Here is a 19078-nt window from a genome sequence, read left to right on the forward strand (position 1 = left end):
ATCAATTCAATTTAAAAATGTATTCCTTGCCCGCTTCTGTTTTAAGATCATAGTCTTTTGACGCTGCAACTCCCACTGGATTCAATTTCGCCAGTGCAGAAATTAAAGGTGCTTTAACCTGTGGCGTTTCATAAAAAGGATTAGCATTTATCCCCTTAGCTGTAGGAATTTTACCAGCATTAAACTTCATATTGTCGTTGATACGCAATCTGCAATTGCCACCAAGTTTAGACTTTATTTTAAGCTGCGTAATTTGATTATTGTCCCAGGTAATATCTACCACATATCCACCACGAGCCACCAAACCTGTAATTTGACCCGTTGGCCAGTTATCAGGCAATGCAGGTAACAAGTGTACCACTCCATCATGTGACTGCAATAACATTTCGGCAATACCAGCTGTACAGCCAAAATTACCATCAATTTGAAATGGCGGATGTGCATCAAATAGATTTGGATAAGTTCCGCCACCAGTTGTACTCACTCCTTCAATTCGACCGCCTACCAATTTCAACTGATCAGTGATCAATTTATAAGCATGGTTTCCATCAAGGAAACGGGCCCAGAAGTTAACCTTCCACCCCATAGACCAACCCGTTGCCGGATCTCCACGATAGGTTAAAGACGTTCTGGCAGCATCAAATAGTTCTGGTGTTCTTGAAGGAGAAATCTGATTACCAGGATATAATCCATATAGGTGTGAAACGTGACGATGTTTATCATCTGGACGATCTGAATCGTGCATCCATTCCTGTAGTTGACTATTTTTTCCTATTTGCATAGGCGCTAATCTGGCTATTGTAGTTTTCAGTACCTTACGGAAATCAGGATCAAAGTTTAAAATCTCTGCAGCTTTACTGGTTTTGGTAAACAGGTCAAATAAAAGCTGATTATCCATTGTCGTACCAGCTGCAATAGAAACTCGCTTGCCCGGAACATAAGTATTTTCAGGAGAATTTGAAGGAGATACCACCAACCATTTATGTGTAGGCTCTTCTTGCAATACATCCAGGTAAAACTCACAAGCGCCCTTCAATACAGGATAATATTCTTTCAAAAACTTTTGATCACCAGTAAACATATAATGATCCCACAAATGCTGACTTAACCAGTTCCCACCCATTGGCCACAAACCAGCATATGGACGGTCTACAGGGCCTGTAATACGCCACAGATCCGTATTATGATGGGTAACCCAGCCTTTTGCACCATACATGACTTTAGCAGTCTCCTTACCGGTAACAGAAAGGTCTTTTAACATCTTAAACAAAGGGTCATGCAATTCCGACAGATTTGTGACCTCTGCTGGCCAATAGTTCATCTCCGTATTGATATTGATGGTATACTTACTGTCCCAAGAGGCCAACATTTTATCATTCCAAATACCTTGCAAAGTTGGTGGCTGATTTCCGGGTTGTGAACTCGAAATGAGTAAGTATCGACCAAACTGGAAATAAAGCGCGGTTAAATGTGGGTCATTGCCTGTGGCAAATTCAGCGATACGCTGGTCTGTTGGTTTATTTACAGCCTCATTTACACCTATGTTAAACTTAACACGATTAAAATATTGCTGATAAAATTTAATATGTGCTGCCAATGCCGTTGCATAATTCTTTTGAACAGCCTTATCTAAAAATGAAGCTGCTTTAGCACCTGCATTTCCACTGATGTCATGGTAATTCTTGAAATTAGTCGCTATTGAAACATAAACCGTTGCAGAATTGGCATTCTTAACGGTCCAGGTATTGTTTTGCAAAGCAACTTTCCCACCTTCGGCTACCGCTTTTACTTGAGAATCAAATTTTATTTGACCTTTCTCTCCTTCATGATCTGATGTGAGGCCAGAAAACACGAGTTTACCATTCTCAATTTTCAGCACTCCATTTTGCGGAGAATCCATTGTTGCACTGAAAGATATCTTACCAGGCTTATTGGCCGTTAACCGGACCATCATCACCTGATCTGAAAATGAAGAAAATATTTCCCTTTTATACTTTACGCCATCCACTTCATAAGTAACCGTGGCTACGGCTTTTTCAATATTCAAATCACGGTAATAGTTAGTCGCCTTTTCATGGCCATCAAACTTAAGAAAGAGGTTGCCAGCTGGCTGATAGATCATTCCACTATTCTTTTTAGGGAATATCTTAACATCAGCAATGGCCTGAGCCTCCTCAAATTTACCTTCAAATAGTAATTTCCTCAACTCTGGAATAGCGGCTCCCGATTCTGAAGTAATGTTACTGTTTGGCCCACCAGACCAAATAGTTTCTTCATTTAACTGTAGTTGCTCTTTAGCAGGATCACCAAAAACCATGGCTCCTAATCTCCCGTTGCCTATTGGCAAAGCTTCATTCCAGTTTTCGGCGGGTCTGTTATACCACAGTTTTAGTGTACCGTCGATTTTTTTCACCTGGCCAAAAGCAAGAGCGCTATAGCTGAGGGATAAGAGTACAAATAGTTTTCTGATCATGATAATTACAAATTAATTAAAGCGTAAGGAAGCTAACTGGTAAACCCTCCGCTTTTACGCTGGCCACGCTTTTACCTTTATTGAGATTTACGCTGATCACTGCCCTTCCGTTGTAAAGCTGCACCTTACGGGAGCCATCTGAAGTACCTTGATCATCAATAAGCGTTCCCTCTCCGGTTAATCCAAATGTCACATAATCACGGGCATCCAAACACAAGATATTGTTTCCATCAAATAATTTCACTTGTATAACAGCAATGTTATCTTTTTCGGATATCTTTTCTAACACCAATTTAGCAGGCTTGCTCCATTTTGCAGTTTGATATTCCTGAGTAATTTCATCCGTAATCTCTTTGCCTTCCTTTGTTTTCGCAATTACCTTGATTTGGTTTGGTCCTTCATTATATTGGACCATCCACCTTAATCCTGCTGCCGGGAAATTCTGACTGTTACGCTTCTTTTTACCCATGCTTTTTCCATTCAGAAAAAGCTCGGCTTCTGTACAGTTAGAATAAACCTTTACCATTTTCTTTTCGCCCGCAGCTCCCCATCTAACCGGCCATGAATGTCCGTAGATATGAACCATAGGTGATTGTGTCCAGTACGACTGGAACACATAATAAGCTTCCTTTTTAGTAAAATCCCGTTCAATTACGCCCTTTTGGTTCATGTATGGAACAGGGTTATCAGGACGTACAGGAGTAGAGAAATCTTTAAAAGGCCAATAAGCTGCTCCAGTTAACCAAGGCATATTTTCCTGCTCTTTCAAATGCCAATCAATTAAGTTAACAATGTAACTTTCACTCCAGTCACCATCTTTAGAAACCCTTGCACTTCCACCAAATAGGGATGCATCTCCATCACGTTCATCAGTTCCTACCCCTGTTTCCACCTCACTCAAGGCTTTATCCGGGGTCTCAGAATGTCTGCCAGCATGACTATCACCACCCCATTCTACATGCAGGAAGTGATCTACGCTATCAAATTCCTTTTTAGAAGCTTCCTTGTATTCCGTATAAATACCTCTATACCAACCAGCCCAAATGGATGGTGAATAAACATCTACAATATCTTTACAGAAATCACATCTTCTGATCGCTGTTTTTCTCGAAGCATCCAATTTATGCGAAAAATCATTTAGCTCCTTCATAAAGGTTCTGATCTTTTGCTCATCGAACTCATTAAAGTCTCCTGGCCAGTCATTTTCATTTCCAAGCCCCCAAATAATCACTGCAGCATGATTATAATGCTGTTCAATCATATTGGTTAGCATTCTGCGCGCCTGATCTTTATAAACATCACCACCAAGACCACCACGGCACCAAGGAATCTCCTCCCAAACCATAATACCAAGACTATCACATAAATTCAATACAATGCGCGATTGCTGATAATGGCCAAGGCGAATGAAATTGACGCCCATATCTTTCATCAGCAGCATTTCCTCACGGATCATTCCTTCTGTCATTGCTGCTGCTACACCTGCATGATCTTCATGACGATGTGTTCCTCTTAAAAGTAAACGTTTGCCGTTCAGCATAAAAGGGCCTTTTTTAACAAATTCAAAATTCCTGAAGCCAATTTTCTCCTGATGTACGTGTGTATCTCCTTTGACAGTGATGCTGGTTTGAACAGTATAAAGATTTGGAGCTTGTGGCGACCACAGTTTTGGCGATTTCAAGCTAGTTTCCCAAAGGGCTTTATCACCATGAAATGCTTTCATCTGATTTCCCCAGCTGGCTACAACTTTGCCTTCCGGGTCTTTTACTTCTATTTTGACAGAAATGGTATCCACTCCATCTGGATTAAGAAGCCTTCCTGAAATATTAAGTTTTCCTAATGCGCCCTTCACATCAACCGATGCAGCAGCAAAAATTTTATCAACAGATACCTTTGGCACATAAACTAAATTCAAATACCGATATAGACCTCCATAAACGTTAAAATCAGATAAATCAGAAGGAATCATTTCCAGATCACGACTATTATCGCATCTGATCTCTAAGGGTACTTTCCCTTTAAACTGTTTTTGAAAAATATCAGTTTTTTTAAATGCATTAACGGCATCCGTAATATCTACAGTCCACTCATCGTAACCACCAACGTGCTCCCCTACTTTTTTATCATATATATATACCTGTGTTTTCTGGCCTGCTCCTTCAAAATGGAGTAAGGTTCTTCCGTCGTTATATGGATTACTTACCGCCAGCTGTGTGCGGTACCAACCTGGTCCCTGGTAATAATTCTCATCCGGGTCAACTGAATTTAATGCATTAAAACAATGTGGTAAACTTACGTTTTGCCACAATGGAACACTCTCAGGATTACCTTCTTTAACTGGCCTGATCGCTTCCCAAACACCTCCCAAATCGCCTTTCAAATACTCCCAATTGTGCACTAACCTTTGCTTATTTTGCGCAGAAATATACTGACTGCAAATAAGCAATCCTATAAAAAATACCAGCTTGACTCTCTTCACTTCTTAATCTATGTAACTTTAAAATATGGTTGTTTGGCGCTCTTTTTAAGTATTGCTAAATTGCTCAATAGCATCAGTATATTGATTCACCCTTTTAGCTTATTCATCAGCAATTTTGGCAAAAAAAGATACTTAAACCCGCATTGCGGATCAACAAAAAAAGAATTAATAAGGTCTAAGCGCAAGCGCTAACAAATTCCTTTTGATAGCAAAGCGGACTTTTTCCTGTAATCTTTTTAAAACATTTATGAAAACTCGCAAAGTTGTTAAAACCACTGTTATAACACACCTGTTTAAGATTAAGGCTGTGCTCTATAAGTAACTTACAGGCCTGCCCAACTTTTACTTCTATTAAGAATTGCGAATAGGTTTTACGGGTCCGGGATTTAAAATAACGGCAGAAAGAGTTCGGACTAATCCGGGCTACTTCTGCAATCTCTTCCAGGTATATTTTATTTTTGAAATTAGCGTAGGTATAATCATAAATGTCGTTGATCCTGTCTTTTTCAATCATCTCCAGATCATAATGGAATCCAACAGATGAAAGTACTTCCAGTTGACTTGATTTTGCAATTTCTACCAGGGCTTGCATCAAAATGATAATCCTTTCCGTTCCTTCCGCCTTTAGCATTCTTGTAATTAACTCTGCTACCTGCTCTTTATTTTTACCGGTAACCTTAACGCCTCTTTTGGCCTTCTCTAAGATATCTTTCAATTGCTTATTCTCAGGCAGGTTGATAAAACAATCACCAAATAATTGCTCACTAAAATGAGCAACTCTTACATCAGCAGGCGCAGGTTCTACATCTGTAGTAAAATAAGCATCATCAAATCTCCAATAGTGTGGTAAGTTAGCCCCTAACAATACGATGTCTCCTGATTTAAACCTTTTAATACTATCTCCTATAAATTGGGTACCGTCTCCTTTATTGAAATAAATCAATTCAATCTCTTGATGATAGTGCCATTTGTTATTAATAGAAGGCTCCAGATCTTGTCTTACACTAAATGATTGTGCAGGCTCCATTGATACTTTAAGTAGTTGTGCTTTCATGATCAATATATTTGGTTAGATTAAAAATTTGGTTAGATTAAAATTAATTGAACAATAAATTCCCTTTCACCTGATGACTCACGATCAGCGACAGAGATAGTTCGGAATGTTTGTTTGAAAATAAACTGCGAAACGCACTTAATAAAAGTGTAAGCAGTAAAAAGGTAACATAAATTTCGTTCATGGCTCATTTAGCTTTACAGGTTAAAGACTTCTAATGTCTTACTAACATTATATTTGGTAAGGCTAAACTACTACTGAACGAAATAGAAAAGGGGGTAAAATCTTAAAAGAAGGGGGTGAAAATCTTAAAAAAAACCATTTTTACGCCTTTTAGATAAAAAAGGGGATATAAAAAATTTTATATCCCCTAATTGATTGAGAACTTATTAAAACTATGGACCGACTAATACAAACTTAAACAATTGATTATCGGCACCAGTATAGGTAGCCTGCACTGCATTTACATTATCACCAGTACCCGAACCCGTTATAGTAATGGCCTTATTGCTCTTCAAATTGAGGATGTAATAATACGTATTGTTTGCATTAGCTGACTTAATGATCCAGGTATCATTAGTACCTCCGGCAGCTTTTGTATATTGGATAATCTTAGCATTATCATCAATAGATCCCCCACTTACTGCCATATCCTTAGCCCCATTCCATTTATTGGTTATGGTATTGTTGGTCGTACTGTTTTCTCCCGGAATTTGTTTAACAATCCATACTGCAGACAAATCAGTAGCCGGTAACGCTTTCTGCACCACCTCGGTACTATTACTATTATTTGCCGTTTTTATAGCAAGCGGTTTGTTACTATGTTTGGCAATAATCTGATAATCATTAGGAAATACTATCGGATCTTTATAATTAGGATCAATGGTTATTCGCTCTGCTATTATTTCATTCCATGCTGTAAAAAAAGTATCTATAGCCAAGGGCGTTGGCAAATAAGAAGTTCTCCACCGGATGATGGAATTAGCCTTGTAACCGGGAAGCTTAGTTGTATCAGCCCAAATCTTACTTCTTTCCGGATTAATGGGATTAGGAACCTGCCTGATTTTCCTTACCCGCTTCGAATTCGACTTATCAATATATTCAACTGTTACCTCAGAAACCTGTCCACTGGCACCAAACCAATCCAAATAGGGATCTTCAGACAGAATGACATGGCTTATGGGATCTTCAACAACCCTATGAATCGCCTTTTCAACCGGCCTGTTTGTAATGATACTTTGATAATTAGAACCAAATACCTCGCCTATTGCTTCGGATCTGATTGAAGTATTGCCGTTTTTATCATACGCAAAAATTTCAAATGTATAAATACCTTGAGGCAGGCCAGATACAATCTGTTCCATTTTATCGCCGGTGGTTCTTTCCACCGGAAGAACCAGAGAATCAGCCCTCCTATTCCAAAGTAGTTTAATGGTAGTTATTTTAGGATCGGCTGGCAATTTCCAGCTTACTTTCAACCTCCCATTTCCCGGCGAAACTAGTAAACTATCCGGTCTTCCTGTGTAAAGTCTTTCTCCATCCTTTAAGAATCCGCTGTAAGATTCGTCCATCTTACTGCAAGAAGTTATCATTGCTCCAGCTAGTAAAAGAAAGAGATATTGTTTAATATATCGTTTCATAATCAAAATCTTATTTATCTAAAAAAACTATTTTAACTGACCGTAAAATTTAAGCTCAGCAACATGCATAAATCCCGTTGCTCCCCCTATTGAAGCCCAATTGTCAATAAGTTTAAAAGCAACATACCTAACGGCAGGCAAAGCCGGATCAATGTTATATTCCATTCCCAATTCAGCCACGGCCTTGTCGTCATTAGTGAGTACCCCAATTGGCGAACCTGATGGTTTTACCATCACCTGATGATCCAGTTTAATCCAACTATTTGGATCTGCAACATTATTTGTCCCCCAGATCTCCCATTCATGAGGATTACCATGCGTAAACGGCCAGCCGCTGCCTGTCCTTTGCCATAATACATATCGGCTTAATTTAGCTGTCACCCCAAGATCAACCGGCATCCAGATCGGCATGTCATAGCGCTGCTTTGTATGGAAAAAAGTAGTGATATCTCCATCAAACATCTTATCCCAGGGATAACTTCCTTCATGTTCTGCATCTTTTACGATCCCTGTAAGTTCTGGAAAAGGAGCACGTTGCGGCACTGGGTTTTTCCTCGCATCCTTAAATTTCGTACGATCTAACTCGACCTCAGGCCATGGGGTTAATGTCTTCTTAAGCGTATCCGTATAATTTCCCCATCTGTCCTTTAAAAACACCCCAAATTGTGTCAATACCGGAGGTTGACGCCTTACCGAAAATATTCCCTTGGCTAATCCACTATAAAAGCTATCAAAGCGTACCCACTCTTTCAAAATATCGTCCCATCTCACAACGCCCATAGTAATGTTACTGTTAACACCACCGCCCAGGGCTGCCGGATTTTCAAACGCAATGGTAAATCCGCCAAAACTTTCATTTACTTGCAGGCTATTGTATACATCATAAACTGGCGCAGGTAAAGGAGTAACTTTAAGCGTTACTGGTGTAGAAAGTTTTTCGGAGCGACTGACTGCATAAAGACTTACTTCTTTTTCCTTCGTATCTCCAAACCCCTCTACAATAATAAAATTATTGTAATAGGAGGATTTAGCCTCCATTTTTACCCCTTTCAAATCATAAGTTGCCTTTACATACAACAACCCGGGATCGTCTGGTAGTCTGTAAGTTATTTTAACCCCTCCTGGTATCGCTTCAACACTTGCACTGCTTATTGGTGGAGGTGGATTTTGTCCATCATATAAAGGCGCTCTGAGATCTTCCTTACATGAAAATATGGAGAGACTAATTAGCGCGTATATAAATATTTTAACTTTTTTCATTTTGTTTTAAATTAAGTGCTTACCATCCAGGATTTTGAGTTAAGTGATTATTTGTCTGCAGCTCAGTGAGCTTAATGGGCATTAAATAATCCTTTACCCCAAATCTCTGATTCCATAATACCACCTCCCTGTAGTACGCTTCCGGCTCTTGTTGAGTGATGTCCCAACCTCTGATAACCTGATTTAAATCCACATGTGCTTTTTTCCAACGCCTCAAGTCCCAAAACCTTTGGCCTTCGAAAGCAAGTTCTATGGTTCTTTCTTGTTGAATAATCTCTCTTAATCCATCTTTTGTAGTGTATTTAGAAGGGTTAGTAGAATATAGCCTCCAGGAATCCTCTATAGTTCCAAGTCCTGCCCGCTCTCTAACCAGATTAATCCAATGTGTGGCCTCCGGGCTGTAACCATTAAGCTCATTCAATGCTTCAGAATACATCAGGTATAAATCAGAAAGTCTCATTTCTGGCCAAGGATAGGCAGCTTGGTTATTTCCCGTAACATTTCCATCTGCCGCCGCCTGTGTTTCAATCTTAACCAGTTTTTTAACAGTATATCCCGTAATCGAATAATTACTTATTCCCTGTCTCGCAGCTGTTTCAGATTTTCTTCCTTTTACATAAAATAGAGACTCTTTATTATAGTTATTGATCCAGTTCCCATACCAGACTCCCCTATCGAAACCAATAAATGCATAAAACCTAGGCTCCCTGTCAAAATGAAACTTTATGGTTCGCTCACCCTTTCCAATGTAAAACAGATGATCAAATCCAGCCTCTCTTAAATTGTATTTGCCATTAAAGTCCCAGGTTTTATCTTCATTAATCGGAACACCATTTTTGGTGTAAAACTTACTGACAAAACTAATTGGAGGAGCAAGTAGTCCCTTAGGTCCCGAACCACTGGTACCCGGCGCCAGCAATGGCATAGCCATACGTTGAATATCAGTTGCTGTACTGGATGTATTTACCCAAATCATTTCTGTATTCCTTTCTTTATCGCTTATCGCACAACGAAGATCCAGCTCCCTTTGTATGGTATCATTGATGACATAAGAAGTTGGTGCAACGAAATGATAAAGCTTAAAGTTTTTTGCATGTAGAAAATCAATTCCGGTTTTACAAGCATCAACGGCATCGCTCCATTTTTGTGTTGAATAGTTTGGATCAAATAGCAAAACACCCCTTTTATCTCTAAATCCCGCATATTCAGGATTTCCATTAAATAATGGGCTCGCCGCTGTAACCAATACACGAGCTTTGAAAGACAATACGATAGACCTGGTTATTCTTCCCAATTCGGTTAATTCTGTTCCTACCAATACATCGGGCATATCAACTATAGCCGCTGATTCATCCAATAATTCCACAATATATTTCACCACCTCATCCACCGGCTCTCTATAAACCTTAACTTCATCCGGTGTTGCCCCTAATGGTAGGTTTTTCCTGACTATGGGAATAGGACCATACATTCTCAACAGGAAAAAATGATAGTAAGCTTTTAAAAATAGTACTTCGGCCTTCCATCTTTCTTTTTCCCAATCTTCAAGTTCAGGTGTTTTATCTATATTTTCCAGAAAGATATTACAGTCACGGATACCTTGCCATAACTTTTTCCCACTACCGCCACCGGTCCAGTAATCTGCAAAAGGATTCGTATTATTCTGAAGTCCCTTCGCGATATTGAACATGTTGGCATTAATATCAATCTGGGGATCGGGATTCCACACTTCATCTACAGTATGAAAAGCCGGATTTGTGGCGTAACTCCCTGTCTCAGGCATATATGAATAACAGGTATAAAGAAATTTCTCCGCAGAAGTTCTCAAGCTAAATGCATGATCTATGGTCGGAACATCATCAGGAATAACATCTAAATACTTCTTACATGAGCCAAATGTGCCCATCAAGATCACAATTAATATGATTTTAATTTTTTTCATGTTTAATGTTTTTAAAGACCTAGCTGAATACCAAAATTAATTACACGCTGAACCGGATAACCAAGCCCATTGCCTGCCATCTCCACATCCCACATTTTAAATTTGCTCAGGGTAAACAAATTCGTTGCCGAGCCATACAAACGAAGATTACTCACCCTCAATCTTTGCATTATTTTTTTTGGCAGCGTGTACCCAGCTTCAACTTGTTTTAGACGTAAAAAAGCGCCGTTACGCATAAACCATGTATTAGGGGCGTTACTGTTTGCATTTGCAATTGGAGATAAACGTGGCCAAAGCGCATATAAGTTTCTATTCTGCTCAGACCAATGATCTTCAGCATATACTTTAAGCAATTGGTTGTTACCCACGAAAGGAGCCGTTGCAGCAGCATCAATCCAAAATGAAGACCTTGCTGAACCTTGAAAAAAGAAATTCAGATCGAAATTTTTAAATGACATCGCCGGCCCAAATCCATAAATAATTTCTGGAGTAGTTGGATGACCGATTGGCACCATGTCCAGTGAATTAACCTGACCATCATTGTTGACATCCCTAAATTTAATGTCACCACCCATTACCTTAAAGCCGCCAAAGTTTTGACTTGGGGAGCTTCGTACCTCCTCCTCATCTACAAATAGACGCTCGGCAATATAGCCCCATTGTTGACTCGTAGATTGTCCTTTCTTATAGAGCCATTCTTGTGCATAGTCCGGTTCTTCATAGGCCTCAAACCTATTCCTTGAAAAAGTAAAATTACCTCTCAGCTGTATGGTAAAGTCTTTTCCTATACGATCATTATAGGTAAGCTGAATTTCTGAAGACCTCGATCTAACTTCTCCAACATTTGCTTTGATTGCAGCCTGCAAGCCCATTGTTGCCGGAATTGAAGCTCTGGTCATCAAAATATTATAACGATGATCTATAAAATATTCCGCAATAATATCCAGTTTATTCCATAGACCCACCTCTAACCCAAAAGTTGAATTCCTTGAAGTTTCCCAGGTTACAAACGGATTTTCATATCTAAGCACAGATATTCCTGGCCTGCTGGTTCCCGAGTTTGTACCAAAACTAGCAGCGGTTGCACCCGAGTTCATTTCTACTTCAGACAAGTAAAAGAACCGTTCTGCATCACTACCAATTTCATCATTTCCAACTAAGCCTATATTGCCGCGGATTCTTAATTTATTAACTACCGGCAATAACGGTTTAAAGAACTTTTCATTAGAAATTGCCCAGGCACCTCCAATGGTTGGAAAGAAACCAAACCGCTCTGAGGTAGAGAAACGTTCAGAACCATTATACGCATAGTTAAATTCTGCAAAGTATCGGTCATCATAGTTGTACGTTGCTCTTCCTGAAACACCCAGGTTTCTGGAAGGCAAGGATTCTTGTAAAGTTTTGGCATTTCCTTGTCCCTCGGATCGCATAACTACGACCGACATTAAACTCACATTGTGTTTTGCTTTAAAGCTTTTGTTCCAGTTGGCCGCAACCTGCGTATGAAAATTAGAAGCAACCGACTGATTACCTCCACGTATAAAATCCAGAAAATTTGTACCACCTTCCGGATTCAATGGACTTAATCTATACGAATTTTCAACCTTATCATAAGAGCTTACTGCGTACCAGAATGGCTTATACTGACGAACGACATCAAAATAAGAACGTCTGTTCGTATTCATCATACCATTAATGGAAAGTCCGGGAGTTAAAAAAGCCAAGTCCTGAGTAAACTCCAATTGCGCAACCATAAGCGATCTTGAGTATTCTTTATATCCTTTCACTAAATCAGCATAAGGATTATTTGCTCCTCCCGCCTGAATATTTCCAAACATAATATGGTTCACGTTCTTATAAATTCCTTCATTAGGATAGTAAGGCAAGAATTGCGTTTGAGGGGTGCGCATGATGGCTTTATAAGTATCCTCTCCATTGGCAATCGGCCCTTGATATTCATCAAAACCACCATTCAAACGAACAGTCATTTTGGTTGTTTTGGATACATTTACAATCACATTTGACCTGAGATTGAAATATTTGAGGTCAATATTATTATTAAAATTATTGCGTGGATCAACTTTAAGCAACCCATTATCCTGATTATAGGTTCCAGATACAAAATAGGTTGCTACCTGACCCCCACCGCTTAAACTCATATTTAGCCTTTGGTTAATCGTACGCTTCTTCAGCAACTCTTGCTGCCAGTCAACCATTGGAAATGCAATAGGATTAGTTCCTGCTATCGTATTGTCTATCTGGCTCTGGGTATAAATTGTTGAAGCCGTTGGATTACGTGTTAATGCAGCTTCACTATGAAGCATCATGTAATCAATTGGATTGGCCAACTCAATATCGCGAGTGGGCTGAGAAATGGTATTTTCAAATCTGGCATTAATTCTCGGCTTCCCTTCCTTACCTTGTTTTGTCGTAATCAAAATAACACCATTCGCACCCCTTGCACCATATAAAGCACTTGCCGATGCGTCCTTTAAAATGGAAAAAGTTTCGATATCATCTGGTTGCAAACGTGCCAGATCGGTAGTGGTATATTCCATGTTATCAATAAGGATCAATGGTGACTTCTTATAGCCAAAGGTTGTTGCTCCCCTGATGAAGAACTCTGCATCATCTCTTCCCGGCTCCCCGCTTCTCTGGTAAGCAATAACGCCAGCTAAACGCCCAGCAAGGGCCGTTGTAAGGTTACTCGAAGGTATTTTTAATTCACCTGGATTGATGGTAGTAATAGATCCAATTACCGATTCCTTTTTCTGTTTACCAAAGGCAACAATCACTGTTTCATCAAGATCATTATTCTTTGCCTTTAAAGTTACATTGATCATTGTTTTACCTCTTACAGGAACTTCCTCTGTCACATAGCCCACCATACTGAAAACTAAAACAGCGCTTTCATCTATAACATCCAGCATATATTTACCATTTAGATCCGTGGTGGTTCCAATCTGCTTTTTACCTTTAACGGAAACAGAAGCCCCAGGTAACGGACCTACGGTATCTCGAACAGTCCCCCTTATTTCTTTAACCAACCGGTTAACCTCGATTTTGTGCCTTGGCATTGAGCCGGTTTCAACGACTAGCTTATCCTTGCTGATGATTAACGTTTTATCCTCGAGAATCCATTTAATCGATTTTTTTAAAAAAAACTGATCAAAGACTTCCTGCAAAGAGGCTTCTCTAAAATTAACATCAGTTGCTGGTGCATTGTTAATTAAATCTCCATCACAGACAACCTGGTATCCAGTCTGTCTCGTAATTTCCTTAAATATAGTTTTAATGGATGCCCCCTTTTGTGAGAAAGTAATCTTCTGAGCAAAGCCTGAGGCAGTAACGTCCATTAATAAAGTAGTCATGATGATGATGATCAACTTCATAATACGCAATGTTTGATTAGGTCTGTAAACAAAGCGTTTAGACCTAAATAGATCGTAAAAATTCATACATTTGGTTATTGGGTTTATTGTTGATTGATTAAGTACATTTTTCAAGGGATGAACCTGATGCTAACCGTGGCTACGAGGGCAATCGGAGTCACGGTATTTTCTCATTTGTGAGTAAAACTATTTTCGCACAATGATCCTCCTTCCTTCAATTTTAAAGTGAACTCCTCCTGTTGACTCTAATACAGATAACACCTTAGATACGTTTCCATAGCGAGTAACAGATCCCCAAATGGTTTTACCGGCCATGTTATCCTCATACTCAACATCTACATCATACCAGCGTTTAATTTGCTTCATAATATCTTCGATGGGTTCATTTTCGAAAAAGAAACGACCATTTTTCCATGCTATTTCGGATTGAGGATCAACAGTTACAACATTGATCTGAGCAGATGTAGCCCTGATTTGGGACTGATCTCCAGGCTTTAATACTTTCTGACTTACTCGTTTTGTGTTTAATAGCCTTACTTTAACAGACCCTTCCAGCAAAGTTGTTTTCGTATCTAACTCATTCTTATACGAACTGATGTTAAAATGGGTTCCCAATACCCGAACCTCTTGTTTATCAGTGCTCACAAAAAATGGCTTAGTCGCATCCTTTTCTACTTCAAAATAAGCCTCCCCCTGCAACTCAACTCTCCGCTCTTTCAAATCAACAAAGCTAATGGGAAACTTAATTACTGATTCGGCATTGAGCCACACACGGGTACCATCCGGTAAATTTACCTGGTACTGCCCTCCCCTCGGGGTAGAAATTGTATTGGTTAACATTTTCCCTGACCCATCATTTAAATTTTGAGCCTGAGCAGTTTCATTTATGGTGTAGACCAACTGTCCATCATCAGCCTTGGTAATCCGAACACCATTCTGGTTAGTTAAATTACCCTTCAAAGCTTCATCTAAAACAATTTGTGATCCATCGGCTAAAGTCAATAGCGCTTTGTTACTGCCCGGACCAATATCTCCAACAAGTTGGCCATTGTTCGATGTTTGATTCCGTAGGTAAAAATAAAGCCCTGCACTGCTACACAATATTAGCATGGCAGCTACAACTATCCTTCTGCTCCATAATTTTAGCTGAATAGGTTCTCTATGAAAAGAAGGTGTAGTTTCCTGAATTACCTTTTCACGAACCTGACTTAACTCCGCTTTAATATTAGGCATATTCTTAAATTCAGCATCAGCTTTCTTCGATAATTCAGCATCAATCAATTCTTTAAAAAACGATTCATGTTCTTTTGAATGAAACAATTCTAAAAATGATTTCGTTTCCTCTTCAGAACATTCATTTGCCAGATACCGCTTAAATAATCTTATGATCTCTTCTTCTTTTTTCATTAGCTTATAATAGTTCCACAATGGGCGCATTAGGCTTTAAAATATGGCCTTTAGAGATAATACGGTCCTCCTGAACAAAGTCCCTGCTCGGAATTACATTTTTTTTATTTGTCCTTTTCCGTCCCAAAAGTTTCCTTATAGTTAACACTACGCAAACCGTTTGAAACCGCTATATACCCGGACATTACCCGGACGTTACTCGGACATTACTCGGACACTACTCGGCTCCACCCGCGTAGTGTCCGGTTAACATCCGTTAATACACTGTGAATTAAGTTGCTTTATAATAGAACCAGAGCAAAACACAACGGGACAACTATTTGCGATGGAGTATGCGAGAGAGAAATATTGAACAAAAGCTTCTTTGTAACCAAAAAACAGCAATAACTCAGCACAAAAACATAAGAAAAATAGAAACCAAAACCTCAGGAATTGACATCTGAGCCCGGATAAACTTATTGGATTTCAATAAATGATCACTAATGGTTGAGGTAGAAATGTTAAGCATATTACTTACTTCATGATAACTTTTGCCTTCCATTTTACATAAAGTGAATACCTGTTTTCGTTGAGGAGAGAGTTTGGCTACTGCACTCAAAAAAAGTTGGTTACTTTCCTTATAAATTAGCTCCTCTTCAATATGGCTGTACGCTTCGTTAGTGAGGGACAAAATATGGGTTTCCAACTTCCTATCAAGGGCTACTTTTCTAAAATGATCGTAAGCCAAATTTCTGGTAATTTGAATAAGATAAGCCAAAAAATCCTTTTCAGGATCTATTAAATGACGCTTCTCCCAAATTTTCACAAAAGCAAGCTGCAATAAATCCTGAGCAATATCTGTATCCTTAACGATCCTTAAAAGATTGCTATAAAGCTGTGTACTGTACAGATCGTAAAGTACCTGAAAAGCGAAATGATCATTATTAATCAACTTTATCAACCACTGTGTGGCTGTAAAATCCTTGTGGTGTTCTTTATTCATACGACCGTTTCCATTTAACTGAAACCGTGGTTATACTTGGTTATGAATAAAGATAACATAGCCTAATGGCAAATTATTAAATCAATTTGCCATTAGGCTATGGAATTTTGGCACCTATTGGTCTATGTTTATCTTATTGGAGCCAAATTAACTGACTTTATGCGAATAGCATTTATATTATCTAATTGGTCGATCTTTTGGCGCAACACCCCAGGTGCTAGATGGCTTGTCACTCATATAAAGTACCAGCGCCCCCCCATTAATAATGGTTTGATGCAACAAATAAGATCTGGTATAGTTTTTACCATTTAAAACCGCCTTAGCGATGTATTTATTACGATTACTGTTTCCAACTACCTTAATGTGAAACTTTTTATTGTCAGCTAAACTGATCACTGCGTCATTGATTGCAGGAGATCCAAAAATATAAACACCGTTTGCAGGGTTAACAGGATAAAAACCAAGCGCAGAATAAATATACCACGACGACATTTGCCCTAAATCTTCGTTACCACATAAACCATCAGGTTTTACAGTATACAAAGAGTCTGTTATTTTACGAACGATATTTGCTGTTTTCCATGGCTGGCCCGCAAAAGCATACAAATAAGGAATGTGATGGTTAGGTTCATTGCCATGCGCATACTGCCCAATTAAACCGGTAATATCTGGTGAGCTCCCTTCAGCCATTTCAGAGCTAATACTAAACAATGAATCCAATTTACTAATAAAGCCTCTTTCTCCACCAAACAACTTGATTAGACCTTTAGGGTCCTGAGGAACCAACCAGGTATATTGCCATGCATTTCCTTCGGTGTAGTCATCCTCTCTATGCTTAGAAGCAACAGGATCAAAAGGAGTACGCCAACTGCCATCCTCTAGCTTACCGCGCATAAATCCTGTCTGCTTATCAAAATACAAGGCATACAAACCTGCTCTTTTACTAAAATAAACGTAATCATCAGTTTTACCCATGCGTTTTGCCATCTGGGCGATACACCAGTCATCTACTGCATACTCTAGACCTTTAGCTACAGCCTCAATTACTTTATCTGCTGGGATATATGCTAGCTTTTGGGCGTAATCTATACCATCAACCTTTTGCATTGCGCTATGTTTTGCAGCCTCATAAGCAAGATTCGTATCAAAACCCTTAAAGCCTTTTAAATAAGCATCAGCAATAATTGGAACGGCATGATAACCGATCATTGTATTTGTTTCATTCCCCATTAAATGCCATACAGGAAGTTTTCCCTGCTGCTTATAAATGGCAAGAAACGAATTAACAATATCTGATACCTTTTCCGGGTGTAAAATGGTGTACAAAGGATGAAAAGCCCTATAAGTATCCCATAATGAGAAAGTAGTATAATTGGTGAAATTAGCTTTAGGATATGCTTTTTTGTCTGTACCTCTATAGTCGCCGTTTACATCATTAAATAAAGATGGCGCGAACATCGCATGGTACATTGCCGTATAAAACTTTTTAAGCGTTGAAGCATCTGCCTTGATCTCTATTTTACTCAGTTCTTTATTCCATTTACGATCCGCAGCCACCCTTACTTTATCAAAATCCCAATGAGGAATCTCTGTATTTAAGTTTAGTAATGCGTTTTCATAACTTACAGGCGACAGACCTACTTTCAGTTTTAAAACTCCATTATTTATGGTGTTAAAATTTATCACAGCTTTAATTCGCTTGCCTTCCCCTTCAGTACCACTTAATATAGTAAGGCTATCCGTTAGCTTTATACCAGAAAGTGGTTGGGATAATTTAACTGCGAAATACAAGCGTTGATCATTTGCCCAACCTTTAGAAAAACGGTAGCCAACCAGTGTAGTTGCATCGATTTGTTTTACAAAGGTCTTTGTAGGTGTATCCCAGCCCAACCCCGTACTTAAATCGAGCATGATATGCGGATTATCCTGCGTTTTAAAAGTGTATTGATGAAAGCCTACCCTTTCCGAGGCTGTTAACTCGGCCTTTATCTGATATTTATCTAGTTGCACGCTGTAATATCCGGCACGACTAACCTCATTCTCATGTGAAAAAGTAGATACATAATCAGCCTGAGCCGGACCGGTAGCCGGCATAATCAGAATATCATTCAAGTCGCCTATCCCTGTTCCACTTAAATGGGTATGGGTGAAACCTGTAATGGTGTTGCTTACATAATTATAACCACTGCACCAATCCCATCCGCCAAAAACATTCGCTGGTCCTAGCTGCAGGGCCCCAAAAGGAACGTTCGCACCTACAAATACGTGTCCATGTGCTGCAGAACCAATAAGCGGGTCTACATATTTGGTCAGATTTGTTTGCGCCGTTGCACAGTAATTGGCAACAAACCCACAGATCAGCGTAAAGGAAAATATCTTCTTCATCATAAGCCAGGCTCCAAAATTATAAAGCGGGATGTCCAAGAACACCCCGCTTTAATTTCAATTC

Annotated in this window: 10 protein-coding genes; all 10 read right to left on the reverse strand. The window is 39.2% G+C overall.

The features are described 5' to 3' along the window. Position 1 precedes the first annotated feature (1 nt). Positions 2-2473 carry a glycoside hydrolase family 95 protein gene (locus EZ444_RS01005; protein WP_165503485.1) on the reverse strand — a complete coding sequence of 824 codons (2472 nt, stop codon included), beginning with the start codon at positions 2471-2473 and terminating at the stop codon, positions 2-4. Positions 2474-2489: 16 nt separating this feature from the next. Then, positions 2490-4952 carry a glycoside hydrolase family 2 TIM barrel-domain containing protein gene (locus tag EZ444_RS01010; RefSeq protein ID WP_131606340.1) on the reverse strand — a complete coding sequence of 821 codons (2463 nt, stop codon included), beginning with the start codon at positions 4950-4952 and terminating at the stop codon, positions 2490-2492. A gap of 175 nt (positions 4953-5127) precedes the next feature. Further along, a complete protein-coding gene (locus EZ444_RS01015; protein WP_131606342.1) occupies positions 5128-6006 on the reverse strand; it encodes an AraC family transcriptional regulator in 879 nt (292 codons plus the stop codon). A 395-nt stretch (positions 6007-6401) separates the two neighbouring features. After that, positions 6402-7646, reverse strand: coding sequence for a DUF4998 domain-containing protein (locus EZ444_RS01020; protein WP_131606344.1), 1245 nt, complete (start codon positions 7644-7646; stop codon positions 6402-6404). 27 nt (positions 7647-7673) lie between these two features. Further along, on the reverse strand, positions 7674-8906 hold the full coding sequence (locus tag EZ444_RS01025; protein WP_131606346.1) for a DUF4959 domain-containing protein: 1233 nt from the start codon (positions 8904-8906) through the stop codon (positions 7674-7676). Between the two features lie 19 nt (positions 8907-8925). Then, entirely contained in the window at positions 8926-10848 is a 1923-nt protein-coding gene (locus EZ444_RS01030; protein WP_131606348.1) for a RagB/SusD family nutrient uptake outer membrane protein, read from the reverse strand. Between the two features lie 11 nt (positions 10849-10859). After that, positions 10860-14306 (reverse strand): SusC/RagA family TonB-linked outer membrane protein, encoded by a 3447-nt coding sequence (locus tag EZ444_RS01035; RefSeq protein WP_131606350.1) that lies wholly within the window; start codon positions 14304-14306, stop codon positions 10860-10862. 120 nt (positions 14307-14426) lie between these two features. Next, a complete protein-coding gene (locus EZ444_RS01040; RefSeq protein WP_165503486.1) occupies positions 14427-15647 on the reverse strand; it encodes a FecR family protein in 1221 nt (406 codons plus the stop codon). Positions 15648-16035: 388 nt separating this feature from the next. After that, positions 16036-16629, reverse strand: coding sequence for an RNA polymerase sigma factor (locus tag EZ444_RS01045; RefSeq protein WP_131606354.1), 594 nt, complete (start codon positions 16627-16629; stop codon positions 16036-16038). Positions 16630-16806: 177 nt separating this feature from the next. After that, positions 16807-19017, reverse strand: a complete 2211-nt coding sequence (locus EZ444_RS01050; RefSeq protein WP_205945184.1) for a GH92 family glycosyl hydrolase — start codon at positions 19015-19017, stop codon at positions 16807-16809. Between the last annotated feature and the right edge of the window lie 61 nt (positions 19018-19078).

Origin of the sequence: Pedobacter hiemivivus (assembly GCF_004331685.1) — a bacterium.
Taxonomy (GTDB): Bacteria; Bacteroidota; Bacteroidia; order Sphingobacteriales; family Sphingobacteriaceae; genus Pedobacter; species Pedobacter hiemivivus.